The sequence below is a fragment of the Gordonia sp. SGD-V-85 genome (genome assembly GCF_001456905.1).
In the GTDB taxonomy this organism is placed as follows: Bacteria; Actinomycetota; Actinomycetes; order Mycobacteriales; family Mycobacteriaceae; genus Gordonia; species Gordonia hongkongensis.
This window is the reverse complement of sequence record NZ_LNQO01000002.1, coordinates 117,553-141,524: the sequence shown is the minus strand read 5'-3', so window position 1 is coordinate 141,524 and position 23,972 is coordinate 117,553. Positions and strand designations below refer to the sequence as shown.

Below are 23,972 nucleotides of genomic sequence, written 5' to 3'. Positions count from 1 at the left end.
TGACAGAAGGGTTCACGACGCCGACGCACGCTCGGTCAGCACTTTCCAGGCGTGTGCGGCGGCCTGCTGCTCCGCCTCCTTCTTGGTCCGGCCGACACCCTCGCCGAGGCTCTCGCCGGCGACCAGCGCGGTCGCGGTGAACTCCTTGTTGTGGTCGGGACCGGTCGCGCTGATCTGATACTGCGGCGGACCGAACCCGCGCTCCGAACTCAACTCCTGCAGCGACGTCTTCCAGTCCAGCCCCGCGCCGAGGTTGCCGGCACGTTCGAGACGCTCGTCGAACAGGCGGAGGATGACGCGCTGCGAGGTCTCGAGTCCGTGAGTGAGGAAGACCGCGCCGAACAACGACTCCAGGCCATCGGCCAGGATCGAGTCCTTGTCGCGCCCGCCGGTCATCTCCTCGCCGCGGCCGAGGAACAGGTACTTGCCCAGACCGCCCTCGTCCCCGAGACCGCGCGCGACGTCGGCGAGCGCATGCATGTTGACGACGCTGGCCCGAATCTTCGCCAGCTCACCCTCGGGGCGGTCGGGATAACGCAGGTAGAGACGCTGGGTGATGACGACACCGAGCACCGAGTCCCCGAGGAACTCCAGGCGCTCGTTGGTCGGCAGACCGCCGTGTTCATACGCGTAGGAACGATGGGTCAGTGCCAGCGTCAGCAGGTCGTCGGGAATGTCGGTGTCCAGCGCGTCGAGCAGGGCCGCACGCGGACCGTCCGCACGCACGGCCTCAGTCACGATGTCGTTCCCGGTCGGGATCGGTTGCGGCACCGTCCGTCGGCGAATCGTCCTTCCCGAGGTCGGCGAACTTGTCGGCGAGCCCGGCCCAGCGCGGGTCGATGACCTCGTGGGAGTGACCCGGTTCGGCGATGGCCAGACGCACCCCGCAGGTCTGGCACAGACCCTCGCAGTCCGACGAACAGAGGGGCGACATCGGCAGTTCGAGTGCCACGGCGTCGATGATCGACTGTTCGAGGTCGATACGGTCGTCGGCGATGCGATGGATGTCGTCGGCGTCGGTGGTCTGCTCGGTCGCGCTGTCCGGGTAGGCGAACAACTCGGTGAGGAAGACCGTCACCGTGCCGTCGATCGGCTCGAGGCAGCGCGAGCACTGACCGACGGTTTCACCGCACACCGTCCCGGTCACCAGGATTCCCTCGGACACCGCCTCCAGACGGAGGTCGAGGTCGACATCGGAATCCGCTGGGATCCCGACCATCTCGACGCCCAACCGTTCGGGTGTCCGGACAGTACGGTGCACCTCCGACATCGTGCCCGGGCGGCGTCCCATCGAACGCACATCCAGCACGAAGGGCTCGCGCCTGGGAGTAGAACCGGGACCGTGCGACGGCTCTGATGTCACAGCATGATCAGCCACAAACGCCCACCATACGCTCGCACCCGGGAATGATCGACCGACGCCGGCGGCGTGTGGACAGCCGGGTCGACGAGCGTGTCACACCGCGAGCGGCGAACCGTGGTCGCGGTCGTAGGTGTGGCGGGCCGAGGTCTCGCGCGAGCGGGGATCGTCGCCGCGGGACTCGCGCGAACGCGCACCGTCGCCTCGCCCGGACTCGTCGACACCGCGGGGGTACTCGACATAGTCGTGCATGCCGGCGCCGGTCCGCAGCTGGTGCCGGCCCCGGTTCACCGATCGCAGCGTGCCGGTCAGGATCTCTTCGAACTGGGCGAGCTTCTCGTCCACGTAGACGTCGCAGTCACCACGCAGGCGGTCGGCCTCGGCGTGCGCGGCGTCGATGATCCGCTCGGCCTCGGACTTCGCCGCACCGACGACCTCGGTCTCGGAGACGAGGCGCTGCTGCTCGGCGATACCGTCGGCCACCGACTTGTCGTAGGAGTTGTTGGCGGCGTCGATGGTGCGCTGCGCCTCGGCCCGCGCCCGGCCGGTGACGGCCTCGAATTCGCGCGCCGCGCTGGTCTGCAGACGGTGTGCCTCCTCGGCGGCGTCCTCCACCAGCGAGCCCGAGTGCGCGCTCGCCTCGTCGACCATACGGTCGGCCTGCGCCTTCGCCTCGGAGAGGATCCGGTCGGCCTCGGCGCGAGCGTGCGCGAGGACCGCCTCGGACTCGGAATCCGCCTTGGACACCGTCGTCTCGGCGTGCTCGCGGGCATCCCCGATCAGCGTGTCACGCTGATCGAGGACGTCCTGCGCGTCGTCGAGTTCGCCGGGGATGGAGTCCTTGATGTCGTCGAGGAGTTCCAGCACGTCGCCGCGCGGCACGACGCACCCGGCGGTCATCGGCACACTCCGCGCCTCTTCGACGATCGCGACCAGCTCGTCGAGAGCCTCAAATACCCGGTACACAGCCACCCCAATCCGGCGCTTGCCTGGTTGCAACAGTTGGTGATTCTGTGACTATTGTGCCGAATGTTGCGCTTGTGACTCGTGAAGCGCGTGGGGTGTGTCGCGCCCGACCGATGGGTCAGGCCGAGAGCTCGCCGGACAACCGGCTCATCAGGCTCTTGTGGACATGTGCGGACAAGAAGGGCGTCACGTCTCCACCCAACTTCGCCACCTCCTTCACCAGCGAGCTCGAGACGTGGGCGAATCGTGGGTCGGTGAGCAGGAAGACCGTCTCCACATCGGCGAGCTCGCGGTTCATCTGCGCCATCGGCACCTCGTAGTCGAAGTCGACGGCGGAGCGCAGCCCCTTCACGATGGTGTGGATCGACTCCTGCCGCAGGTAGTCGACGAGCAGGCCCTCCCACCGGTCGACCCGCACATTCGCCAGGTCCGCACAGTCCTCTTCGATGAGTTCGATCCGCTCGTCCACACCGAACATGCCGCGCTTGTTGGGGTTGACCACCACGGTGATCACGACCTCGTCGAAACACGCCGCAGCGCGTTCCACCACGTATCGGTGACCGAGGGTGAAGGGATCGAAGGAACCGGGACACACTGCCGTCGTCATGGCCCGAACTTACCGGTCAGACCAGGCGGGCGATCTCCACCCGGGTGTCGCCATAGGACTTGTCGACGACCACCTCGTACTCAGATGGCCAGATGTCGCCGGTGGACCGCGTCGAGCGTTCGACGACGATCAGCGCGTCGTCGTCCAGGTGTGACCGCAGCAGCTCCAGGTCCGCGGTGATCCGGTCGGCCCGGAGGTCGTACGGCGGATCGGAGAAGACGAGGCCGAACCGCCGTTCCGCGGCGCCGGCGAGGTAGGCCGACACCGTGCGCGTATGTACGGTGGCGTTCGGGCCCACCCCACAGGCCCGCACGTTGGCGGCTATCGTGACGGCGGCCCGGCGCCCGGAGTCCACGAACGTCGCCCCCGCGGCACCACGCGAGATCGCCTCGAGACCCAGCGCCCCCGATCCCGCGTACAGGTCGAGGACCCAGAGTCCGTCCAGATCGGATCGGGCGGCCAATATGTTGAACACCGATTCGCGAACCCGGTCGGAAGTGGGCCGGGTACCCTCGCCCGGAACACGCAGTCGGCGCCCACCCAGCCGGCCGGCGATGATCCTCGTCATGGGGCCATTCTGCAACCCCGGAAGCCACCCGAACCAATCCGGAATCACGTCTTTGTGACCCGCTTCACATTGTATGCCTGAACAGGGACAAGGTAGGCGTTCCGCGGACCAATTTCCGCAGGTACATGACTTCTACGACACGCATTGTTAACGTCGAGTGCGTTATGAGCCCTTCCCAAACAAGAACGGCCCCGACAACAACCCTCACCGTCGATTACCGGGTTCCCACGGTCGACGACGGTATCCGCCTCTGGGAAATCGCTTCGGACTCACAGGTTCTCGACGTCAACTCGAGCTACTCCTATGTGCTGTGGTGCCACGATTTCGCCACCACCTCCATCGTCGCCGAAGTCGATGGTCGCGCAGTCGGTTTCGTCACCGGCTACCGGCGTCAGAGCGACCCCTCCACCCTGATGGTCTGGCAGGTCGCCGTCGACGACGAGGTGCGCGGACACGGCATCGCGGCGACCATGCTGCACGAGCTGTTCGACCGCGTCAACCGTCAGGGCATGGTCGCCATGCACACGACGATCAGCCCGGACAACGTCCCGTCCCAACGCCTGTTCGCCTCGGTGGCCAAGGCCCGCGGACTTCGTTTCGAACGTCGAGACCTGTTCGCGGCGAACACATTCCCCGACTCCCACGAGCCGGAAGATCTCTACATGCTCGAGCCGGAGATCCCCGAGCCCTGAGTCCGGCGCGACTCCGATCGTCGTCTTGGACCACCGGGCCGACGCCTCAGATGCGGCACGCGCGCGGCGTTTCCATCTTGCCGACCCGTAATCGGTTGTCCCGCATAACATCCCGACCAAAGGCCGACCCCAGCCCGTGGGGCTCAGCCGAACCCGGCGATCGCGATGACGCGACCCCGAGCCGGGCACATGAACCCCACGTTGTCACACCAGAAGGAAGCACACGACATGCCACTTCTCGACACCCACATGGACGATTCAGTCTTCACCGCCCACGAATCCGAGGTGCGCAGCTACTGCCGTAACTGGCCGGCTGTGTTCACCACCGCCAAGGGCTCCTACATCACCGATCAGGACGGCCGCGAATACCTCGACTTCTTCGCGGGCGCCGGGTCCTTGAACTACGGCCACAACAACCCGGTCCTGAAGAAGGCCCTCCTGGAGTACATCGAGTCCGACGGCATCACCCACGGTCTCGACATGGCGACCGTCGCCAAGGGGAACTTCATCGAGAAGTTCACCAGCCACATCCTCGAGCCGCGCGGACTCGACTACAAGATCCAGTTCCCCGGCCCGACGGGTACCAATGCCGTCGAGTCGGCACTCAAGCTGGCGCGCAAGGTGACCGGTCGCGAGTCGATCATCAGCTTCACCAACGCCTTCCATGGCATGACGCTCGGATCGCTGTCGGTGACCGGTAACTCGATGAAGCGTGCCGGCGCTGGTGTCCCGCTCGTCCACGCGACGCCCATGCCCTTCGACAACTACTTCGGCGGCGTCATGGAGGACTTCGCCTGGTTCGAGCGTGTGCTCGACGACTCCGGCAGCGGCCTGAACCGCCCGGCGGCGGTCATCGTCGAGACCGTCCAGGGCGAGGGCGGCGTGAACGTCGCTCGTGCCGAGTGGCTGCGGGCCCTCTCCGACCTGTGCCAGCGTCGCGACATCCTGCTGATCGTCGACGATGTCCAGATGGGCTGTGGCCGCACCGGCGAATTCTTCTCGTTCGAGGAAGCCGGCATCAAGCCCGACATCGTCACCCTGTCGAAGTCGATCAGTGGCTACGGACTGCCGTTCGCGCTGACCCTGTTCAAGCCCGAGCTCGACGTGTGGACCCCCGGCGAGCACAACGGCACCTTCCGCGGGAACAACCCGGCCTTCGTGACCGCCGCCAAGGCGATCGAAACCTACTGGGCCGACGACGCGCTGACCCGCGACATCCATGCCAAGGGCGAGCGGATCCACGAGGTCTTCACCGACCTGTGCAAGCGCTACGACGGCATCTCCACCCGTGGGCGTGGCATGGTGCGCGGACTCGCGTTCGAGGACCATACCGCCGCGGGCAAGGTCTGCGCGCAGGCCTTCGGCGCGGGACTCTTGGCCGAGACGTCGGGCCCGTCCGACGAGGTGGTGAAGCTGCTCCCGCCGCTGACCATCTCGCGCGAAGACCTCGACCGCGGCCTGTCCATCCTGTCCGATGCAGTCAAGGAGGTGATCGGATGATCGTCCGAACCACTGAAGAAATCACCGGGACCGACCGCGACGTCGCCGACCCCAAGGGCAACTGGGTCTCCAAGCGCATCATCCTCGGCGGCGACAATGTGGGCTTCTCGTTCCACGAGACCACGATCAAGGCGGGCTCGGTCAACGAGTTCCACTACGCCAACCATGTCGAGGCCGTCTGGCTCGTCGAAGGCACCGGCACGCTCCTCGACCGGGAGACCGGCGAGACCTATCCGCTCGCGCCGGGCACGATGTACCTGCTGAACGGCCACGAGCGGCACACCGTCACCGCCGACACCGAGATGCGCATGCTGTGCGTGTTCAACCCGCCTGTCGTGGGCACCGAAGTCCACGACGAGAACGGCGTGTATCCGCTGGTGACCGTGCCGCAGCCGGCCGGCAAGCACGCGGAGACGCCCGTCACCTGACGGCTCTCGCAGACATCTCCAGTACGCACCCTGCCTATCCTGGGCAGGGTGCGTACTCGTCTCCAGCTCGGCTCCGCCCCGGCCGAACACACCCCCCTCGACGATGACGTCGCGGACCGGATCGCACTGGCCGCCGACATCCTCGCCGGACGCCGTTTCGCGGTTCTGACCGGCGCCGGCATCTCCACCGACTCCGGCATCCCCGACTACCGGAGTCCCGGCTCCCCGCCGCGGACGCCGATGACCCTCGAGATGTTCCTGTCGTCGGCGGACTTCCGACGCCACTACTGGGCGCGCAACCACCTCGGCTGGCGGCACATGGACGCCGCGATCCCCAACCGAGCCCACCTGGCGCTCACCGAACTCCAGCAGCGCGGGTGGATGTCGCGGGTGCTCACCCAGAACGTCGACATGCTGCACACCAAGGCCGGCACCCGCGGGGTCATCGAACTCCACGGATGCTACGGCCGTGTCCGCTGTCTGAACTGCGACTGGCGTATCTCCCGTCACCGGCTCGCCGGACAACTCGAAGAGATCAACACCGAGTTCGCGCGTCGGGTCAGCGGCCGCGGTGCCATCGAAGTCGCGCCGGACGCCGACGCCACCCTGTCCGACACGTCCGACTTCATGATGATCGACTGCCCGAACTGCGGCGGCATCCTGAAGCCCGACATCGTCTACTTCGGCGAGACGGTCACGAAAGACGTTGTGGACGAGGCATATTCAGTGGTCGACGAGGCCGACGCACTGATGGTCGTCGGGTCGTCGCTCACCGTCATGTCCGGCCTGCGATTCGCGCGGCGCGCGCACCGCGCCGGCAAGCCGCTGATCATCGTGAACCGCGGGGTCACCCGTGCCGACGAGATCGCGACCCTGAAGATCGATCACGAGGCCGGGTTCGTGCTCCCGGCGCTGGCGACGTTCTGACCTCTGGTCAGCGGCCCACGACCACCAGATCGTCGGCGTGCACCACCGGGCGCTGTAGTTCGGGCGGAAGATCGCCGGTGGAGCGGCCGACCATCGACGCGATGTCGTCGACGCCGTAGGCCGCGACTCCCCTGGCCCGCACCGTGTCGTACTGGTCGACGAGTTCGACGACGTCGCCCTCGTAGAACCTGCCGGTGACCCCGACGATCCCCGCGGCGAGCAGTGAACGCCGCCTGCGCGACACCGCGTCCACGGCGCCGTCGTCGAGCACGATCCGACCCCGCGCGTCGGCGGCGTGACGCACCCAGAACCGACGCGCGGACAGCCGCTCGGGCCGCGCGGCGAACACCGTGCCCACCGAGGCGTCGGCCAGCGCCTGCGCCGCCGAGGAGGCGGCCGCCAGCAGTACGGGCACGCCGGCATCGGCCGACAAGCGGGCCGCGGCCAGCTTGGAGGCCATGCCACCCGTACCCAGCGCGCCGCCGGAGCCGGCGATCACCCCGTCGAGATCCTCAGGGCCGTTGACCTCGGGTATCAACCGGGCGCGACGGCCGTCGACGTCGACCCGGCGCGGATCACCGTCGTAGAGGCCGTCGACGTCGGAGAGCAGGATGAGCGCATCGGCACCCGACAGGTGGGCGACGAGCGCGGCCAGCCGGTCGTTGTCCCCGAAACGGATCTCGTTGGTGGCCACGGTGTCGTTCTCGTTCACCACCGCCACGGCGCCGAGTGAACGCAGACGGTCAAGTGTTCGTTGGGCATTCGCGTGGTGACCGCGGTTGGAGATGTCGTCGGCGGTGAGCAGTACCTGCCCCACCGTGCGGCCGTAGCGCGCGAACGACGTACCCCACGCATGCGCGAGGGCGAGCTGTCCGACGCTTGCCGCCGCCTGCTTGGTGGCGAGATCCGTGGGTCGCTTCTTGAGTCCGAGCGGGGCGATCCCGGCCCCGATGGCCCCCGAGGACACGACGATCACATCCGACCCGGCCCGCATCCGGGCCTCGAGGGCGTCGGCCAGTGCGTCGAGGCGGTTGCGGTCGAGTCCCTCGGTGAGGTCGGTGAGTGCCGACGACCCGATCTTCACGACCACGCTGCGCGCGTGCGCGATCCGGTCGCGTACCGACCCCTCGTGAACGCGGTCGGCGGAACCGGTGCTCACGGGAGGTCCCGCTCCCCGCCGTCCTCGTCCGGCAGCCCGCGCCGCAGACGACGAGCCTGTTTGCGTTCGGCGGCGCCGACGCGATCGGAGCGATCGAGCCGGATGTCGGTGCCGCGCCCGGTAATCGGGACGTCGTCGCCCATCGGCGTGGACGGTTCCCAGTCGAACGTGACCGCACCGATGGTGACGGGCGCGCCAGGCTGTGCACCGCGCTTCACCAGTTCGTCTTCGACGCCGAGCCGGTTGAGCCGATCGGCGAGGTAACCGACGGCCTCGTCGTTGTCGAACTGCGTCTGCGCGATCCACCGCTCCGGGCGGGAACCGCGGACGATGAAGCCGCCCTCGTTGTCCGGGTCGGTCTCGATCGTGAAGCCGGTGTCGTCGACGGCCTTGGGGCGGATGATCGCGCGCCGAGCGACCTTGGCGGGCTGGGTATCTCGGTATTCGCGCACCATCCGCGCCAGCGCGAAGGTGAGCTCGCGCAGACCTTCGTGGGCGACCGCCGAGATCCGGAACACGGGCCAACCACGTTCGGTCAGTTCGGGTTCGACGAGGTCGGCGAGCTCGGCGGCGTCGGGTACGTCCAGCTTGTTGAGGATCACCACGCGGGGGCGGGAGGCGAGGTCGCCGAGTCCGTGGTCGTCGTCGAGTGCCGGGACGTACGCGGCCAGTTCGGCTTCGAGAGCATCGATGTCGGAGATCGGGTCGCGCCCGGGTTCCAGTGTGGCGCAGTCGACGACGTGCGCGAGCACCGCGCAGCGCTCGAGGTGGCGGAGGAATTCGAGTCCGAGCCCGCGGCCGGTCGAGGCGCCCGGGATCAGACCGGGGACGTCGGCGATGGTGAACACGTCGCCCGCGGTCTGCACGACCCCGAGGTTCGGGACCAGCGTGGTGAACGGGTAGTCCGCGATCTTCGGCTTGGCGGCCGATAGCACCGACACCAGGGACGACTTGCCGGCCGACGGGAAACCGACGAGCCCGACGTCGGCGACCGACTTGAGTTCGAGGACGAGCGAACGCTGCTGCCCCTCTTCGCCCAGCAGGGCGAAGCCGGGGGCCTTGCGCGCCTTCGACGCGAGCGCCGCATTCCCCAGCCCGCCGCGGCCGCCCTGCGCGGCCTCGAAGACCGTCCCCTCGCCGACCAGATCGGCGAGGATCGTGCCGCGCTCGTCGAGGACGACCGTGCCGTCGGGAACCTTGAGGACGAGGTCGCCGCCGGTGGCGCCGTCGCGGTTGTCGCCGGCCCCGGGCTTGCCGTTGGAGGCCTTCGCGTGCGGGTGGAAGTGGAAGTCGAGGAGCGTGTGCACCTGGGGGTCGACGACGAGCCGCACGGACCCGCCGTTGCCGCCGTTGCCGCCGTCGGGTCCGCCGAGAGGCTTGAACTTCTCGCGATGGACCGACGCGCAGCCGTGGCCGCCGTTCCCCGCGGCGACGTGGATGGTCACGCGGTCGACGAACCGAGACATCGAAATCCTTCTTCCGTCAAAAAGAACAGGGCGGGCGGGGTACGCGATGACCCTGCCCGCCCTGTGTAAGAGCTTGTCGTGCCGGTTGCTCAGGTCAGACCGAAGCGGTTTCCGGGACGATGTTGACCGTCTTGCGGCCACGCTTGGAGCCGAACTCCACCGCGCCCGCGGCGAGCGCGAACAGGGTGTCGTCGCCACCGCGACCGACGTTGACGCCGGGATGGAACTTGGTGCCGCGCTGGCGGACCAGGATCTCACCTGCGCTCACCTGCTGGCCGCCGAAGCGCTTCACGCCGAGTCGCTGGGCGTTGGAATCGCGACCGTTGCGCGAGCTGGACGCGCCCTTCTTGTGTGCCATGTGTCAGTCCTCCTGAGGTCTTCTCGAAGCGGGTCGAACTACTTGATGCCGGTGACCTTGAGGACCGTCTGCTTCTGACGGTGACCCTGGCGCTTGTGGTAGCCGGTCTTGTTCTTGAACTTGTGGATGCGGATCTTGGGGCCCTTGACGTGGTCGACGACCTCGCCGGTGACCGAGATCTTGGCCAGCTTGTCGGCATCGGTGGTCAGGTTCGACCCGTCGACGACCAACGCGACCGGCAGGCTCACCGTGCTGCCGATCTCTCCGTCGATCTTCTCGACCTTCACAGTGTCGCCTTCAGCGACCTTGTACTGCTTACCGCCGGTCTTGACGATCGCGTACGTTGCCATCGAAGTATTCCTCTTACTCGTCTACTCGGACCCTGGGGGCGCGAGCGCTCCTGGGGCGTTTGTGTTGTGCGTGCCGGGGCGGGCCGCAGGGCACCCGGGCATGTGGCCGGGGAAGCTGCGGTTCGCACCAGAGGGCCTGCCGACGGACTACGCACCGTTGCTGTGCCGAAGCGGGCAGAACAGCGCAGACCCTCCGCGGGAGGCGACTTTCCAAGGTTACGGGAACGTCGGCGGTCGGGTCAAACTCGCCCGACCCGGGTCCGGCGCGGCCCGGTCACCCGGGTCAGTCGTCGGCCGGTGGCGGTCCCGCGGGACGGCCCGCGCTGCGCTTGCGCGGCCGGCGCCGTACAGCGACCGCCGCCTCCGAGTTCCCGGTGGAGACCGGACCCGAGGTCGTCACCGGCGTCTCCGCGGCGACATCCGCCGCGGTCATCACCACGGTGTCGGGCGGTGTGGTCGTCTGCGCCGGACGCCGGACGACCCGCCGACGACGCCGTGCGGCCGCCGGAGCCTGTCCGTCGGTGGCCGAGCCGGCCGGCTCGGGCTCCGTCTCGACCCCCGCAGGCTCGGATTCAGCCGATTCCGTCCCAGCCGAATCCATCTCAGCCGGTTCCGTCGCCACCGGATACGGCAGGGTCTCGGTCGGCTCGGCAACAGCGGTGTCCACCCGGCTGTCGGCCGTCTGCTGCGGCGACGAACCCTCGACGACGGGTTTCGGCGCATCCTCGACCCGACTCGTGGTGTCACCGTCGGTGGTCGCGCCGGACTCCTCGCCGTGTTCGTCGTCGTGCGCGTGCGCCGCCATCGCCCGGAACATCGGGTGTTCGGCCGGCTTGTGAGCGGGCGCGACGGCCGGGGCGACTGCCTCCGGTTGCGCGTCGGCCTTCTTCTTGCCTCGACGGGACCGCTTCGAGCCGGCACCGTCGCCACGCGAAGAGTCGTCGGTCTTCACCTCGACGGGATTCGCGTGCACGATGATGCCTCGACCGCTGCAGGCGGTGCAGGTGGTCGAGAACGCTTCCAGCAGACCGGTTCCCAGACGTTTACGTGTCATCTGGACGAGGCCCAGCGAGGTCACCTCGGACACCTGGTGACGGGTGCGATCACGAGCGAGCGCCTCGGTGAGCCTGCGGAGCACCAGATCCCGGTTCGACTCGAGCACCATGTCGATGAAGTCGACGATGATCATCCCGCCGATGTCGCGCAACCGCATCTGCCGCACGATCTCCTCGGCGGCTTCGAGGTTGTTGCGCGTCACCGTCTCCTCGAGGTTGCCACCCGAGCCGGTGAACTTGCCGGTGTTGACGTCGACGACGGTCATCGCCTCGGTGTGCTCGATGATCAGCGTGCCGCCGGAGGGCAGCCACACCTTGCGGTCGAGCGCCTTCGCAAGCTGCTCGTCGATGCGGTGCACGACGAACGAATCCGGCGCGTCGGCGTGCGGCTTGTCGAACTTCTCGACCCGCTCCATGAGATCCGAGGCCACCGAGCTGACGTAACCCTCGACCAGGTTCCAGGCCTTGTCACCTTCGACGACGAGCTTCTTGAAGTCCTCGTTGAACAGGTCACGGACGACGCGCACCAGTAGGTCGGGCTCCTCGTACAACGGCTTCGGGCTCGACGACCCGCCCTTCTTGGCCTGGGTCACCGCCTCGTCGATGGACTTCCACTGCGACTCGAGGCGGGCGATGTCGGCACCGAGTTCCTCGGCGCTGACGCCCTCCGACGCGGTGCGGATGATGACCCCGGCCTCGTCGGGGACGAGCTTCGCCAGGATCTGCTTGAGACGTTTGCGCTCGACGTCGGGCAGCTTGCGGCTGATCCCGGTCGACGAACCGCCGGGCACGTACACCAGGTAGCGGCCGGCGAGGGAGATCTGCGTGGTCAGACGAGCGCCCTTGTGACCCACCGGGTCCTTGCTGACCTGGACGAGCACGTTGTCGCCGGGCTTGAGCGCCTGCTCGATCTTGCGCGAACCGCCGTCGAGTCCGGCAGCGTCCCAGTTGACCTCACCGGCGTAGAGCACGCCGTTGCGTCCGCGACCGATGTCGACGAACGCGGCTTCCATACCCGGGAGGACGTTCTGGACGCGTCCGAGGTAGATGTTGCCGACCATCGACGACGACGTCGCGGTCGTCACGAAATGCTCGACGAGGACACCGTCCTCGAGGACCGCGACCTGCGTGTAGTCCTCGACCGCGGCGTGCTCGTGCCCGTCGTTACCAGAGATGCGGCTGTTCGCGCTGCGCTCTCGGACGACCATGACGCGGTCGACCGCCTCACGGCGCGCCAGGAACTCCGACTCGGTCAGGATCGGCGGACGACGCCGGCCGGCATCGCGCCCGTCGCGCCGGCGCTGACGCTTGGCCTCGAGTCGGGTCGACCCCGAGATGCCCTGCACCTCGTCGCGGGCGCGCTTGCTGCGCGGCTCGCGCTCGTGCACCACCGTGTTCGGCGGATCGTCGGGAGACGCCTCATCGGGTTCGCCGCCGCCTTTACGACGGCGACGGCGACGACGGCGGCGAGTCGACGAGGAGTCACCGGAGTCGTCGTCATCGGATGCGTCTTCGGCGTCGGTTGTGTCGGCATCGTCGCCGGACTCGTCGGCGCGGTCGCCCGCGGCGCCGGACGCCTCGGCGTCCTCCGCCTTGTCCGCACCCGAACGACGGCTGCGGCGGCGGGTGCGTTTGCCCGACGGACGGCCGTCCTCCGAGCGCGAGTCCTCGGCCGACTCGTCGGACGTGGTGTCCTCCGAGTCCGTGTCGGCATCGGTTGCCCCGTCGCCGGTCGACTCATCGGCATCGGACGCCTCGGCGTCGGACTCATCGGTGTCCGAATCAGAGTCGCCCCCCTGGTCTCCCCGACCGCGCCCGCGTCCACGACGTCCGCGTCGACGCCGGCGACTCCGACCCGACCCGGAATCATCAGCGTTGGAATCATCAGCGTTGGAATCTTCAGCGTTGGAATCATCGGCGTTGGAATCATCGGCGTCGTCGGCGCCGGAGTCGTCCCGGGTCGAGACGTCGGCGTCCCGGTCAACTGTGGTCGAATCATCGGCTCTCGACCTGTCCGAGCGGGCGGGCGCGTCCGCCGATGTCGAGGTCGCGGTCTCGGCAGCGGCGGACTCGTCTGCCGGGGTGTCCGCCGACTCGTCTTTCGCGCCCGTCTCGGCGCGGGTCTTCGCACGACCCGAGCGGGCGGCGCGGGGCTTGTCGGCCGGGGCCTGAGGCTGCAGGAACAGCGGCTGCGCGCCGGTCGAGGCGTCGGTCTCTGCGGCCGGGGTCGCCACCGGTGCGTCGTACTGGGCGGCCGAGAACAACGTCGGGGCCTCGGCCGCGGTCGATGCCGCGGGCGAGTGTTGGGCGGTGGTCTGTGCAGCGTCTTCGGTCGGTGCGACCTCGGCCGTCGGTGCGACTTCGGCCGTCGGTGCGTCGTCGGCGGGCGCCGCTTCGGCGGACACCGCCTTGGTTGGTGCGGCTTCGACCGATGCTGCCTCGGTGTGGGCTGCGTCCGTCGGCGTGGTGTCGGCAGGGGCCTCGGCCGGGGTCGTGTCGGCAGTGGCGTCAGGCCGAGCCGCGTCGTCGGCCGGGGCGGCCTGCGGCGGCGTCTCGCCGGTCTCGTCGACGCCAGAACGCACCCGTTCGGCCACGGCTTTCGCCAGGTCTCGATCGACGCTGGACTGCGGGCTGCGGGTCTGCACGCCGAGATTCGCCAGATGAGCCAGTACCTGTCGACTCGTCAAGCCCAGGAAGCGGGCCAGGGCGTGCACACGAAGTTTGCTGGGAAATTCTTCCGCCGATTCCGACGCTGCGTTCGCGTCAGCCGGCGACCCGTTGTCGGTCACTCAGTCTCCTCGAACCCCCGGGCGCGTCGGGCTGACGCGGCCACGCGAGGGTCTGCTCTGTGTCCCGGTCCTCGTCGGACCGGTGTTGTGTGGTCTGCGCGTCGTCGCGGCGGTCCGTCTCACGGATCGTCCGACGACGCTCTTGCTGTGTCGATGACCGCGTCCCTGATCGCTTTCCACGCCACCGGGCACAGGCGGAACCTGGGTGTTCGCCCGCTGGCAGCAGGGCGAACTCGGTGGGGTCAGCTGCGGTTCCGTGGCGTCGCGCTGCGTCAGTGCCGCACCGCGACGCGCCGGTACCGGGGCGCGTCATCCGGTCGTCGTCGACAAAGTGTGTCGGCGATAACTGTGCAAGTATCCCACACCGCGGTCGGATGACCGCAAAGGATGAGCGTTTGACGTTGCGCGTCGAGCCGAGGCGCTCGACTTCAGCCCTCGAGTCCGGGGAACCAGAGAGCGATCTCGCGTTGCGCCGATTCGGGCGAATCGGACCCGTGAACCAGGTTGTACTGGGTGTCGAGCGCGAAGTCGGCCCGGATCGTTCCGGGCACGGCCTTCTCGACCGGGTCGGTACCGCCGGCGATCTGGCGGAACGCGGCCACCGCGCGGGGCCCCTCGAGAACGGCCGCGACCAGCGGACCGGACGTGATGAACTCGAGCAGCGAGGGGTGGAACGGCTTGCCCTCGTGCTCGGCGTAGTGCCCGCGAGCGACCTCGTCGCTCGCGGTCTTGAGTTCGAGAGCCACCAGGGTCAGGCCCTTGCGCTCGATACGGCTGATGATGTCGCCGACGAGGTTGCGTTCGACGCCGTCCGGCTTGATGAGTACGAGAGTGCGTTCAGTCACGACTGACACCCTATCGACCGGCTACGGTCACGTACCGGTCAGGAGCAGTACTCACCGGCGACCGGGAAGAAGCCGTAGTCGAAGAGGCTGCCGGTGCGCGAGCGCGGATCGACGACCACCTGCAGACAGCCGCCGGGCGAGGCGAGCGCGCCGGCGAGCGCGAGATCGAACTGTTGCGCCAGACCGAGATTCGCGGGCCGGTACTGGGCGGGCACCGGGAGGCTGGCGATGGCCTCGGGCGCCTTCATGGTCGCGGCACGCTGGGTGATCTCGTGGGTGGCGACATAGCTGTACTCCCCCGGCCCGACGGGAACGGGCGCGTCCGCTGCGGGTATCCCCGTGAGGTTCGCGATCCCGATGGGTGCCCGGTCCTGCTCCGGTTCGGCAGCCGCCGTGGCCGGGACGGTCAGTGCGAGCGCCGCGCCCGCGAGGACGACGACGGGGAGCACGGGGCGTCGGGTTCGGGCGGAGGTGGTCCGGAAGAGCTGGAACTGCACGTATGTCCTCACATCGGGTGTCTCGGGAAGGGTTTCGACAAGCTGCGAGGATCGACTTGTCGCCCCCGCGGCATGGGCCATTGTTACAGCAAGCCCACCTGGCCGCCCGGGTTCGGCGATAACGGTCCGGCCACAGGTCTTGCGGCCACCAAACCCCGCCCTGAGCAACGAGAACACCGCTGGTGGGACAGCCGGCGGCGAGACGGTCGTGGCCGCCGGTCCGATTACTCGATCGGCTCCTGGCCGGGCAGCATCCCGCGTTCGACCCGTTTCTCGACGTCGGCCTTGATGTAGCGGATGTACAGCCAGACCGACCCGAAGACCACTCCCACCACCGCGATCGACCAGTGGAAGAGCCCCCCGATGATCAGGACGACCTGCAGGCCGAGATCGAGGTTGATCGCGTACGGCCGGCCCTGCATCCCGGCGGCCAGGATCATCGCGATGACGACGAGCGTGAGGTATCCGCCGGACAACCAGGTCAGCCCGTCCCCGAGGCGCCACACGATCGGGAACGCCAGGATCACGACGATGACCTCCAGGATCATCGTGCCGGCCATCACGCCGCGGAGCCCCTTCCACGGATCGTTCGTGGGTGGGGTGTACCGGGTCATGAGGGTTCCTTACCGAAGAGTGTTCGCGCGGCACCGGCGGTCACGACGGACCCGGTGATGACCACGCCCGCACCGGACACGCGCTCGCCGTCGGCTTCCTCGGCCAGCGCGATGGCCTCCTCGACGGCGTCGGGCAGGAAGGGTTTGACGACCACGCGGTCCTCGCCGAACACCTCCCGCGCGTACTCCGCGAGCGTCTCGGGATCCAGGGCCCGTGGCGACCCGTTGTCGGTGACGACGACGGCGTCGAGCACCGGCTCGAGGGCTTCGAGGACTCCGCGGGCGTCCTTGTCACCCAGCACGCCGATGACGCCGACGAGTCGACGGAAGTCGAACTCCTCGGCCAGCGCCTGCGCCAGCGCCGCGGCTCCGTGGGGATTGTGCGCCGCGTCGGCGAACACCGTCGGGGCGCTGCGCAGTCGCTCGAGCCGTCCGGGGTTGGCGACGGACGCGAAACCCGTACGCACCGCGTCGATGTCGAGCTGACGATCGGCGCCCGCACCGAAGAACGCCTCCACCGCCGCGAGGGCCAGCGCCGCGTTGGCCGCCTGATGTGCACCGTGCAGCGGCACGAAGATCTCGTCGTAGACACCGCCGAGCCCCTGGATGGTGAGCATCTGCCCACCGACGGCGATGACCGAATCGAGGACCGCGAACTCCGATCCCTGGCGGGCGACGATGGTGCCCGCATCGACGGCCGCGCGCAGCAGGACGTCCATCACCTCGGGGCTCTGTTCGGCGATCACCGTGACGGGATCGACGGTGCCGGCCGCGTCGGGTTCGGCGGGCTTGATGATGCCGGCCTTCTCCCCCGCGATGGCGGTCAGGGTGTCGCCGAGATAGTCCGCGTGGTCCATCGCGATCGGTGTGATGACCGAGACCGTGCCGTCGATGACGTTGGTCGCGTCCCATCGACCGCCCATGCCCGTCTCGACGACGGCGACGTCCACCGGCGCCTCGGCGAAGACCGCATACGCCATCGCGGTCAACACCTCGAACTTGCTCATCCGGGGTCCACCCGCCGCCGTCGACGAATCGTCGACCATGGTGATGTACGGCTCGAGTTCCCGATAGGTGTCGATGTAGGTGCGTGCCGGAATCGGCTTGCCGTCGACCGAGATCCGCTCGGTGACGCGCTGCAGGTGCGGACTCGTGATCCGGCCCGTGCGCCGGTGCAGCGCGGACAGCAGCGCGTCGACCATCCGGGTGACCGACGTCTTGCCGTTGGTCCCGGCGATGTGGATCGCGGGGTATCCGTGCTGGGGGGATCCGAGCAGATCCATGAGCGTCGCGATGCGGGTCAGCGACGGCTCGATCTTCGTCTCGGGCCACCGGGTGTCGAGCTCGGCCTCGACCTCGGCGAGTTCGGCGAGATCGTCGGCACTGTCGGTGACGCGCAACCAGGCCGGCTCGGCGTCCGGATCGGGCTCGTCCTCCCCCAGGATCGCCGACAGACCCAGGGGGTCGCCCGCCGCATCCATACCCAGGACGGCGGGGTCCTCTTCGGGGAAACCGGTGTCGTCGCTCACGCGCCGGCCAGACTCGCCAGCTTCGCGTTCAACCGTTCGACCTCTTCGGTCGCGATCCGCTGACGGTCCCGGATCTTGGCGACCACGTGGTCGGGCGCCTTGGACAGGAACTGTTCGTTGCCCAGTTTCGCCGAGGTCGTCGACAGTTCCTTCTCGGCCACCGCCAGGTCCTTGGCGAGCCGTTTGCGTTCGGCTTCGACATCGACGGTGCCCGAGGTGTCTATCGCGACGACCACGGTGGCCACGCTGAGGCGGACCTCGATGGTCGCGGTCGCGCCGAAGTCGGGACCGGCCGGGTCCAGGCGCGCGAGGGAGGTCACGTACGGCAGCAGCGGTTCGAGCCCGGCTTCGCCGAGTCCGTCGAACTGCACGGCGACGCGCTGGCCCGGGCGGAGACCCTGATCGCTGCGGAACCGCCGGACCTCGGTGATCAGTCGCTGCAGATCGTCCACACGGGCAGCCGAATCCGACGACCAGTCGCGTCCGGAAGTGGTCGGCCACGGTGCGACCACGAGCGACTCACCCCCGGTGAGCGCCTTCCACAGCACCTCGGTGACGAACGGCATCACCGGCGACAGCGCGCGCAGCAGCGGCTCGAGGACCGCGCCCAGCACGAGTGCCGTTGCGTCCGAACGCTTCTCGTCGTTCTCGGCGAACTGCACCTTCGCGAGTTCGAGGTACCAGTCGCAGACCTCGTCCCACGCGAAGTGGTAGAGCGCCTCGCACGCCTTCGAGAACTCGTAGGACTCGAATCCGGCGTCGATCTCGGCGAGCACCTCGTCGAGCCGGCCGAGGATCCACCGGTCGGCGTCGGTCAGCGTCTCGGCGTCCGGGAGCTCCCCGACCTTCGCGCCGTTCATCAGCGCGAACTTGGTCGCGTTGTAGAGCTTGGTGGCGAAGTTGCGCGACGACTGGGCGTGGTCCTCGCCGACCGAGATGTCCGAACCGGGGTTGGCACCGCGGGCGAGCGTGAAGCGCAGGGCGTCGGCACCGAAGCGCTCCACCCAGTCGAGCGGGTCGATGCCGTTGCCCTTCGACTTCGACATCTTGCGGCCGTGTTCGTCGCGCACCAGGCCGTGCAGGAACAGGTTGTGGAACGGGATCTCGTTGCCCGGACCCAGATCCTTGCCCACGTAGGTGCCGAACATCATCATGCGGGCCACCCAGAAGAACAGGATGTCGTACCCCGTGACGAGAACCGAGGTGGGATAGAACTTCTCGAGATCCGCGGTCTGCTCGGGCCAGCCCATCGTGGAGAACGGCCACAGCCCGGACGAGAACCAGGTGTCGAGGACGTCGGTCTCCTGGACGTAGCCCTCGGGGGCCTGCTCGTCGGGTCCGACGCACACCACCTCGCCGTCGGGTCCGTACCAGATCGGGATGCGGTGACCCCACCACAGCTGACGCGAGATACACCAGTCGTGCATGTCGTCGACCCAGCTGAACCAGCGCGGCTCCATCGACTTCGGGTGGATCACCGTGGACCCGTCCCGCACCGCGTCGCCGGCCGCCGCGGCCAGCGTGGAGACCGCCACCCACCACTGCATCGACAGGCGCGGTTCGATCGGCTCGCCGGTGCGCTCCGAATGCCCGACGCTGTGCAGGTACGGACGCACCTCTTTCACGATCCGGCCCTGTTCGGCCAGCGCCTCGCGCACCTTGACACGCGCCTCGAAGCGGTCCATGCCGTCGAATTCGGTTCCGGTGTCGGCGATCCGGGCGGATTCGTCCATGATCGTCGGCATCGGCAGGTTGTGCCGCTGCCCGAGCGCGAAGTCGTTGGGGTCGTGTGCCGGCGTGATCTTGACTGCGCCGCTGCCGAATTCGGGGTCGACGTAATCGTCGGCGACGATCGGGATCATCCGGTCGACAAAGGGGTGCGGCAGTGCGGTGCCGACCAGGTGGGCATAACGTTCGTCGTCGGGGTGCACCGCGATCGCGGTGTCGCCGAGCATCGTCTCGAGTCGGGTCGTCGCGACGACGATGTGAGGCTCGGTGTCGTCGAGTGACCCGTAGCGGAAGCTGACGAGCTCGCCCTCGACGTCGGCGTAACTCACCTCGATGTCGCTGACGGCGGTCTTGAGGACCGGCGACCAGTTGACGAGGCGCTCGGCCTGATAGATCAGCCCGTCGTCGAACATCTTCTTGAAGACCGTGTGCACCGCGCGCGACAGACCCTCGTCCATCGTGAAGCGTTCGCGCGACCAGTCGACACTGTCGCCGAGCCGGCGCATCTGCTCGCCGATGTTGCCGCTGATCTCGGCCTTCTCGGCCCACACCCGCTCGATGAACGCCTCCCGGCCGAGGTCGTCGCGCGTCTTGCCCTCGGCGGCGAGTTTTCGCTCGACCATCGTCTGCATCGCGATCGCCGCGTGGTCCATGCCGGGGAGCCACAGCACCTCGTAGCCCTGCATCCGACGACGACGCGAGAGCGCGTCCATCAGGACGTGCTCGTAGGCGTGGCCCATGTGCAGCGAGCCGTTGACATTGGGCGGCGGGATCACGATGGAGAACGGCGGCTTGTCGCTCGCCGCGTCCGCGGTGAAGTACCCGGCGTCCACCCAGCCCTGGTAGAGCGACGCCTCGTGCTCAGCGGGGTCCCAGGACTTCGGCAACCCGGTCTCGGGTACGGCAGTCCGGGGCGACGCTGTCTCGGGCAACGCGGATGTCTGGTCGGGTGATGTCACGGCCGCTATTCTATGTTTTCGCCGGGCCGGACCTCGCCGGCGGTCCTCCCTCATCGACGGCACCGAAGGACCCTGTGGCGACTCTCACCCTGGCCCGCGGTCAGAACACCGGCCTCCCCCAGACGGATCTCGTCACGGTTTCGGTCTCCCAGACCGGGCTCGATCTGCTCGCGTTCCAGCTCACAACCGGCAGCCGGGTCCGCGACGACCACGACTTCGTCTACTACAACCAGCCTTCATCGCCCGAGGGTGCGGTCCGACTCGCCGACGGCGGTGAGATCGAGATCCGGCTTCACGCCGTGCCCGAAGACGTCGAACGCATCGCGGTCGCCGTCGCATCGGATCGTCCGCTCGGCGCTTCGACTCTCACCGCTCAGATCCGGGCGGCCGACGTCGTGATCGATGCGCCCGCTGACGGCCTCACCACCGAGCACGCCGCCGTCCTTGTCGAGATCTACCGCCGGAACGGTTCGTGGAAGGCGCGCAGCGAATCTGCCGGCTGGGACGCCGGGTTTCCGGCGCTCGTCCGCTCGCTCGGGGTCACCGTCGACGACGATCCCGACATCTCCCCCGCCGAACAACCGGGAACGCCCGATCGGGATCCAATGATCCGAACGGTTCACGGTGAGGACAGGCTCTCTCTGGAGAAGCGCCAGGTTCTGGACCTACGCAAGAAAGCCGTGCACCGGGTTCTGCTGACCAAAGGGGTCGCGGGCCGCGACGCCCGGGTGATCATGGTCATCGACAAGACGCTCTCGATGAGCGCCTTGTACCGCCGCCGCACGGTGCACCGGGTCGTCGAGCGGATGATCCCCGTCGCCACCCAACTCGACAGCGACGGGAATCTCGAAACCTACCTCTACGCCCGCCGGTTCGCGAAGCTGCCCGATGTGACCGTCGCGAATGCCGAGCTGTGGATCGACACCTTCGTCCACCTCCGCGGACGACACGGGGCGCCGCTGTGCCCCGACATCGACTACGACGAACACATCGGCGGCGCCAACGAAGAACTGCCCATCATGCGGGCCATCCTCGACGATCTGCAGGGCGACCAGCCCGTGCTGGTCCTGTTCTTCACCGACGGCGGGTTCCATTCCAGGGTCGCCGCCATTCGAGCGCTGATCGCCGAAGCGGCGGCCCGGCCCGTGTTCTGGCAGTTCATCGGGTTGGGGGACAACAACTTCGGGACGCTCACGTCGCTGGACACGATGACCGGCAGGGTCGTCGACAACGCCGGCTTCTTTCAGGTCGAGGACATCGACGAGCGCTCGGACGACCAGCTGTACGCCGATGTCCTCGGTGAGTTCGGCGAGTGGATGACAGCCGCCGGAGAACTCGGGATCGTGGCCCGCAGCTAACCCGCCGACACCCGCAGCCGGTGCAGGTCCTCGGGCGCGTTGACGTTGACCAGCCAGTCCGGATCGGAGATCCCCACCCGATGGGTGTTGAGCGCCTCGATCGCGCCCAGCATGCGCCGTTCACCGCCGGCGACGACATCCGCGATCATCGCCGCGGCATCCGTGCGGTAGATCCCCGCCATCGGATGATCCCGCTGGGCGTCGTGGGCGATGACCGCCTGGGTCGAGTCGGTCAGCCCCAGCCGCAGCTCGTCGATCAGCTCCGGAGCGATCAGCGGCATGTCCGTGGCACAGACGAACGCGAACTCGGCACCCGCGGCAGCCGCTGCGGACAGGCCTGCGACGAGCCCGCCGAGCGGACCCGTCCCCTCCTGTTCGTCAGTCACCCAGTGGACCTTCGACGAATCGATCCCCGGCGCCGCCCGGTCGCGGATGTCGTCGACGCCGCGGAATGCCGCAGACGTCTCGCCCGCGACGACCAGCACCGGATCGCAGCGCTGGGACACCACCCGCACCACTCGCGCGAGCATGGGTTCACCGTCCCAGTCGAGCGCGGCCTTGTCGCTGCCCATCCGTCGCGAACGTCCGCCCGCCAGCACCAGGCCGGCGAGCACCGAGGTATCCGATCCGTGTTGAGTCACATCGCTCAGTGTGCTCGATGCGGCACCGCCGCGGGGCGAGATGGACAAGAGAAAGCCCCGCCCGGAGCGCCGGGCGGGGCTTCTCGTCGTCAGAGGATCGTGATCGTCAGGCGCTCTTGTCGCGACGCTCGTCGCTGGAAGCCTTGCGGGGCACGATCGTCGGGAGGACGTTGTCGCGGACTGTCTCCCCGGTCACGACGACCTTCTCGACGTCGTCGCGGCTCGGGATGTCGTACATCACCGGCAGCAGGACCTCTTCCATGATGGCCCGCAGGCCGCGGGCACCGGTGCCGCGGTGAATGGCCTGATCGGCGACCGCCTCGAGGGCGTCCTTGGTGAACTCCAGCTCGACATTGTCCATGTCGAACAGCCGGGTGTACTGCTTCACCAGCGCGTTCTTCGGCTCCGACAGGATGCTCACCAGCGAGTCCTTGTCCAGGTTCGTCACCGAGGCGACGACCGGCAGACGGCCGATGAACTCCGGGATCAGGCCGAACTTGATCAGGTCCTCCGGCATGACGTCGGCGAACTGATCCGAGGTGTCCACCTCGTCCTTGCTCGCCACTTCGTTGCCGAAGCCGAGACCGCGCTTGCCGATCCGCTCGGACACGATCTTCTCCAGACCGGCGAACGCGCCGGCCACGATGAACAGCACGTTCGTCGTGTCGATCTGGATGAACTCCTGATGCGGATGCTTGCGTCCACCCTGCGGCGGCACCGACGCCTGCGTGCCCTCGAGGATCTTCAGCAGCGCCTGCTGGACTCCCTCACCGGACACATCGCGCGTGATCGACGGGTTCTCGCTCTTGCGGGCGATCTTGTCGACCTCGTCGATGTAGATGATGCCGGTCTCGGCACGCTTGACGTCGTAATCGGCGGCCTGGATCAGCTTGAGCAGGATGTTCTCGACATCCTCGCCGACATATCCGGCCTCGGTGAGCGCGGTTGCGTCGGCGATCGCGAACGGCACGTTGAGCATCTTCGCGAGGGTCTGCGCCAGGTACGTCTTGCCGCATCCGGTGGGGCCGAGCATCAGGATGTTCGACTTCATCAGCTCGACGGTCTCACCCGTCCGGGCGTCCTTCTTCTCGCCCGCCTGGATGCGCTTGTAGTGGTTGTAGACCGCCACCGCGAGCGTCCGCTTCGCCGTGTCCTGGCCGATGACGTACTTCTCGAGGAAGTCACGGATCTCGGTCGGCTTCGGCAGCTCGTCGAGCTTGACGTCGCCGTTCTCGGCCAGTTCCTCTTCGATGATCTCGTTGCACAGGTCGATGCACTCATCGCAGATGTACACGCCGGGGCCGGCGATGAGCTTCTTCACCTGCTTCTGGCTCTTGCCGCAAAAAGAGCACTTGAGCAGGTCGCCGCCGTCTCCGATTCGTGCCATCTCGCGCTGTACCTACTTCCTCGTTGCCGGACTGTCGTGTCTGGTCCGTCGCGTCGCACGCAGCCGGGCATGGGTCATTTGATCGACACTCGAATGCCCAGTAACCCGACGGTACCCGCGTGCCGCTCGAACTTCGACCGATAAGGCCAAATGTCGCGGCAGAAAATCACCGGGACTTCTGCACTGCCA

22 protein-coding genes are annotated in these 23,972 nt (G+C 68.0%); 5 read left to right on the top strand and 17 right to left on the bottom strand.

Translation table 11 applies throughout. The features are described 5' to 3' along the window. Positions 1-12: 12 nt before the first annotated feature. The 5 genes from rnc to rsmD all read right to left on the bottom strand — a co-directional run bounded on the left by rnc (position 13) and on the right by rsmD (position 3,501). Complete coding sequence (gene rnc, locus AS181_RS02680) at positions 13-738, bottom strand: ribonuclease III (protein WP_058250069.1); 726 nt, start codon at positions 736-738, stop codon at positions 13-15. Next, positions 731-1,363, bottom strand: a complete 633-nt coding sequence (locus AS181_RS02675; protein WP_175404265.1) for a YceD family protein — start codon at positions 1,361-1,363, stop codon at positions 731-733. Before AS181_RS02675 ends, rnc begins: the two co-directional genes overlap by 8 nt. Positions 1,364-1,456: 93 nt before the next feature. Next, entirely contained in the window at positions 1,457-2,326 is an 870-nt protein-coding gene (locus AS181_RS02670; protein WP_058250067.1) for a DivIVA domain-containing protein, read from the bottom strand. A gap of 118 nt (positions 2,327-2,444) precedes the next feature. Continuing rightward, positions 2,445-2,933 (bottom strand): pantetheine-phosphate adenylyltransferase, encoded by a 489-nt coding sequence (gene coaD / locus AS181_RS02665; RefSeq protein ID WP_058250066.1) that lies wholly within the window; start codon positions 2,931-2,933, stop codon positions 2,445-2,447. A gap of 16 nt (positions 2,934-2,949) precedes the next feature. Beyond that, positions 2,950-3,501 (bottom strand): 16S rRNA (guanine(966)-N(2))-methyltransferase RsmD, encoded by a 552-nt coding sequence (gene rsmD / locus AS181_RS02660; RefSeq protein WP_058250065.1) that lies wholly within the window; start codon positions 3,499-3,501, stop codon positions 2,950-2,952. Positions 3,502-3,665: 164 nt separating this feature from the next. Between rsmD and ectA the strand changes: the two genes are divergently transcribed. From ectA to AS181_RS02640, 4 genes are all read left to right on the top strand, one after another. Next, positions 3,666-4,193 (top strand): diaminobutyrate acetyltransferase, encoded by a 528-nt coding sequence (gene ectA / locus AS181_RS02655; RefSeq protein WP_058250064.1) that lies wholly within the window; start codon positions 3,666-3,668, stop codon positions 4,191-4,193. A 228-nt stretch (positions 4,194-4,421) separates the two neighbouring features. Then, a complete protein-coding gene (gene ectB / locus AS181_RS02650) occupies positions 4,422-5,693 on the top strand; it encodes a diaminobutyrate--2-oxoglutarate transaminase (RefSeq protein WP_058250294.1) in 1,272 nt (423 codons plus the stop codon). Then, positions 5,690-6,121: an ectoine synthase gene (locus AS181_RS02645; protein ID WP_058250063.1), complete on the top strand. Its 432-nt coding sequence runs from the start codon at positions 5,690-5,692 to the stop codon at positions 6,119-6,121. Before ectB ends, AS181_RS02645 begins: the two co-directional genes overlap by 4 nt. Positions 6,122-6,169: 48 nt before the next feature. Continuing rightward, positions 6,170-7,048, top strand: a complete 879-nt coding sequence (locus AS181_RS02640; RefSeq protein ID WP_058250062.1) for a Sir2 family NAD-dependent protein deacetylase — start codon at positions 6,170-6,172, stop codon at positions 7,046-7,048. A 7-nt stretch (positions 7,049-7,055) separates the two neighbouring features. Here AS181_RS02640 and proB read toward each other — a convergent pair whose 3' ends face one another. The 10 genes from proB to AS181_RS02590 form a co-directional block, all read right to left on the bottom strand. Then, positions 7,056-8,207: a glutamate 5-kinase gene (proB, locus tag AS181_RS02635; protein WP_058250061.1), complete on the bottom strand. Its 1,152-nt coding sequence runs from the start codon at positions 8,205-8,207 to the stop codon at positions 7,056-7,058. Next, positions 8,204-9,673 carry a GTPase ObgE gene (obgE, locus tag AS181_RS02630; RefSeq protein WP_058250060.1) on the bottom strand — a complete coding sequence of 490 codons (1,470 nt, stop codon included), beginning with the start codon at positions 9,671-9,673 and terminating at the stop codon, positions 8,204-8,206. Before obgE ends, proB begins: the two co-directional genes overlap by 4 nt. A 94-nt stretch (positions 9,674-9,767) precedes the next feature. After that, the gene (gene rpmA, locus AS181_RS02625; protein WP_004019626.1) at positions 9,768-10,031 is read right to left on the bottom strand and encodes a 50S ribosomal protein L27; all 264 of its coding nucleotides are present in this window, start codon (positions 10,029-10,031) and stop codon (positions 9,768-9,770) included. A 38-nt stretch (positions 10,032-10,069) separates the two neighbouring features. Beyond that, positions 10,070-10,381, bottom strand: coding sequence for a 50S ribosomal protein L21 (rplU, locus tag AS181_RS02620; protein ID WP_058250059.1), 312 nt, complete (start codon positions 10,379-10,381; stop codon positions 10,070-10,072). Positions 10,382-10,664: 283 nt separating this feature from the next. Continuing rightward, positions 10,665-14,225 carry a translation initiation factor IF-2 N-terminal domain-containing protein gene (locus AS181_RS02615; protein ID WP_058250058.1) on the bottom strand — a complete coding sequence of 1,187 codons (3,561 nt, stop codon included), beginning with the start codon at positions 14,223-14,225 and terminating at the stop codon, positions 10,665-10,667. Positions 14,226-14,653: 428 nt separating this feature from the next. Continuing rightward, the gene (gene ndk / locus AS181_RS02610) at positions 14,654-15,070 is read right to left on the bottom strand and encodes a nucleoside-diphosphate kinase (protein WP_058250057.1); all 417 of its coding nucleotides are present in this window, start codon (positions 15,068-15,070) and stop codon (positions 14,654-14,656) included. A gap of 38 nt (positions 15,071-15,108) precedes the next feature. Further along, complete coding sequence (locus AS181_RS02605) at positions 15,109-15,567, bottom strand: hypothetical protein (RefSeq protein WP_058250056.1); 459 nt, start codon at positions 15,565-15,567, stop codon at positions 15,109-15,111. A 224-nt stretch (positions 15,568-15,791) separates the two neighbouring features. After that, the gene (locus AS181_RS02600; protein ID WP_058250055.1) at positions 15,792-16,181 is read right to left on the bottom strand and encodes a DUF4233 domain-containing protein; all 390 of its coding nucleotides are present in this window, start codon (positions 16,179-16,181) and stop codon (positions 15,792-15,794) included. Continuing rightward, positions 16,178-17,710, bottom strand: coding sequence for a bifunctional tetrahydrofolate synthase/dihydrofolate synthase (folC, locus tag AS181_RS02595; protein WP_058250054.1), 1,533 nt, complete (start codon positions 17,708-17,710; stop codon positions 16,178-16,180). The genes AS181_RS02600 and folC overlap by 4 nt, the downstream gene beginning before the upstream one ends. Then, the gene (locus AS181_RS02590) at positions 17,707-20,451 is read right to left on the bottom strand and encodes a valine--tRNA ligase (RefSeq protein WP_442902765.1); all 2,745 of its coding nucleotides are present in this window, start codon (positions 20,449-20,451) and stop codon (positions 17,707-17,709) included. Before AS181_RS02590 ends, folC begins: the two co-directional genes overlap by 4 nt. 20 nt (positions 20,452-20,471) lie before the next feature. On the opposite strand from AS181_RS02590, the gene AS181_RS02585 reads away from it, so the two are divergent. Next, the gene (locus AS181_RS02585; RefSeq protein ID WP_058250052.1) at positions 20,472-21,755 is read left to right on the top strand and encodes a VWA domain-containing protein; all 1,284 of its coding nucleotides are present in this window, start codon (positions 20,472-20,474) and stop codon (positions 21,753-21,755) included. Here the strand turns inward: AS181_RS02585 and mobA are convergent. Further along, entirely contained in the window at positions 21,752-22,327 is a 576-nt protein-coding gene (gene mobA / locus AS181_RS02580) for a molybdenum cofactor guanylyltransferase (RefSeq protein WP_058250293.1), read from the bottom strand. The two genes, AS181_RS02585 and mobA, sit on opposite strands and share 4 nt — an antisense overlap. A gap of 175 nt (positions 22,328-22,502) precedes the next feature. Next, positions 22,503-23,783, bottom strand: coding sequence for an ATP-dependent Clp protease ATP-binding subunit ClpX (clpX, locus tag AS181_RS02575; RefSeq protein ID WP_058250051.1), 1,281 nt, complete (start codon positions 23,781-23,783; stop codon positions 22,503-22,505). Positions 23,784-23,972 lie beyond the last annotated feature (189 nt).

Bases quoted from the DNA above. Each gene is read 5' to 3' on its own strand.
- coaD (WP_058250066.1), bottom strand. From the start codon at position 2,933: ATGACGACGGCAGTGTGTCCCGGTTCCTTCGATCCCTTCACCCTCGGT.
- rsmD (WP_058250065.1), bottom strand. From the start codon at position 3,501: ATGACGAGGATCATCGCCGGCCGGCTGGGTGGGCGCCGACTGCGTGTT.
- ectA (WP_058250064.1), top strand. From the start codon at position 3,666: ATGAGCCCTTCCCAAACAAGAACGGCCCCGACAACAACCCTCACCGTC.
- ectB (WP_058250294.1), top strand. From the start codon at position 4,422: ATGCCACTTCTCGACACCCACATGGACGATTCAGTCTTCACCGCCCAC.
- AS181_RS02645 (WP_058250063.1), top strand. From the start codon at position 5,690: ATGATCGTCCGAACCACTGAAGAAATCACCGGGACCGACCGCGACGTC.
- obgE (WP_058250060.1), bottom strand. From the start codon at position 9,673: ATGTCTCGGTTCGTCGACCGCGTGACCATCCACGTCGCCGCGGGGAAC.
- rpmA (WP_004019626.1), bottom strand. From the start codon at position 10,031: ATGGCACACAAGAAGGGCGCGTCCAGCTCGCGCAACGGTCGCGATTCC.
- rplU (WP_058250059.1), bottom strand. From the start codon at position 10,381: ATGGCAACGTACGCGATCGTCAAGACCGGCGGTAAGCAGTACAAGGTC.
- AS181_RS02600 (WP_058250055.1), bottom strand. From the start codon at position 16,181: ATGACCCGGTACACCCCACCCACGAACGATCCGTGGAAGGGGCTCCGC.
- AS181_RS02590 (WP_442902765.1), bottom strand. From the start codon at position 20,451: ATGAGGGAGGACCGCCGGCGAGGTCCGGCCCGGCGAAAACATAGAATA.
- mobA (WP_058250293.1), bottom strand. From the start codon at position 22,327: ATGGGCAGCGACAAGGCCGCGCTCGACTGGGACGGTGAACCCATGCTC.
- clpX (WP_058250051.1), bottom strand. From the start codon at position 23,783: ATGGCACGAATCGGAGACGGCGGCGACCTGCTCAAGTGCTCTTTTTGC.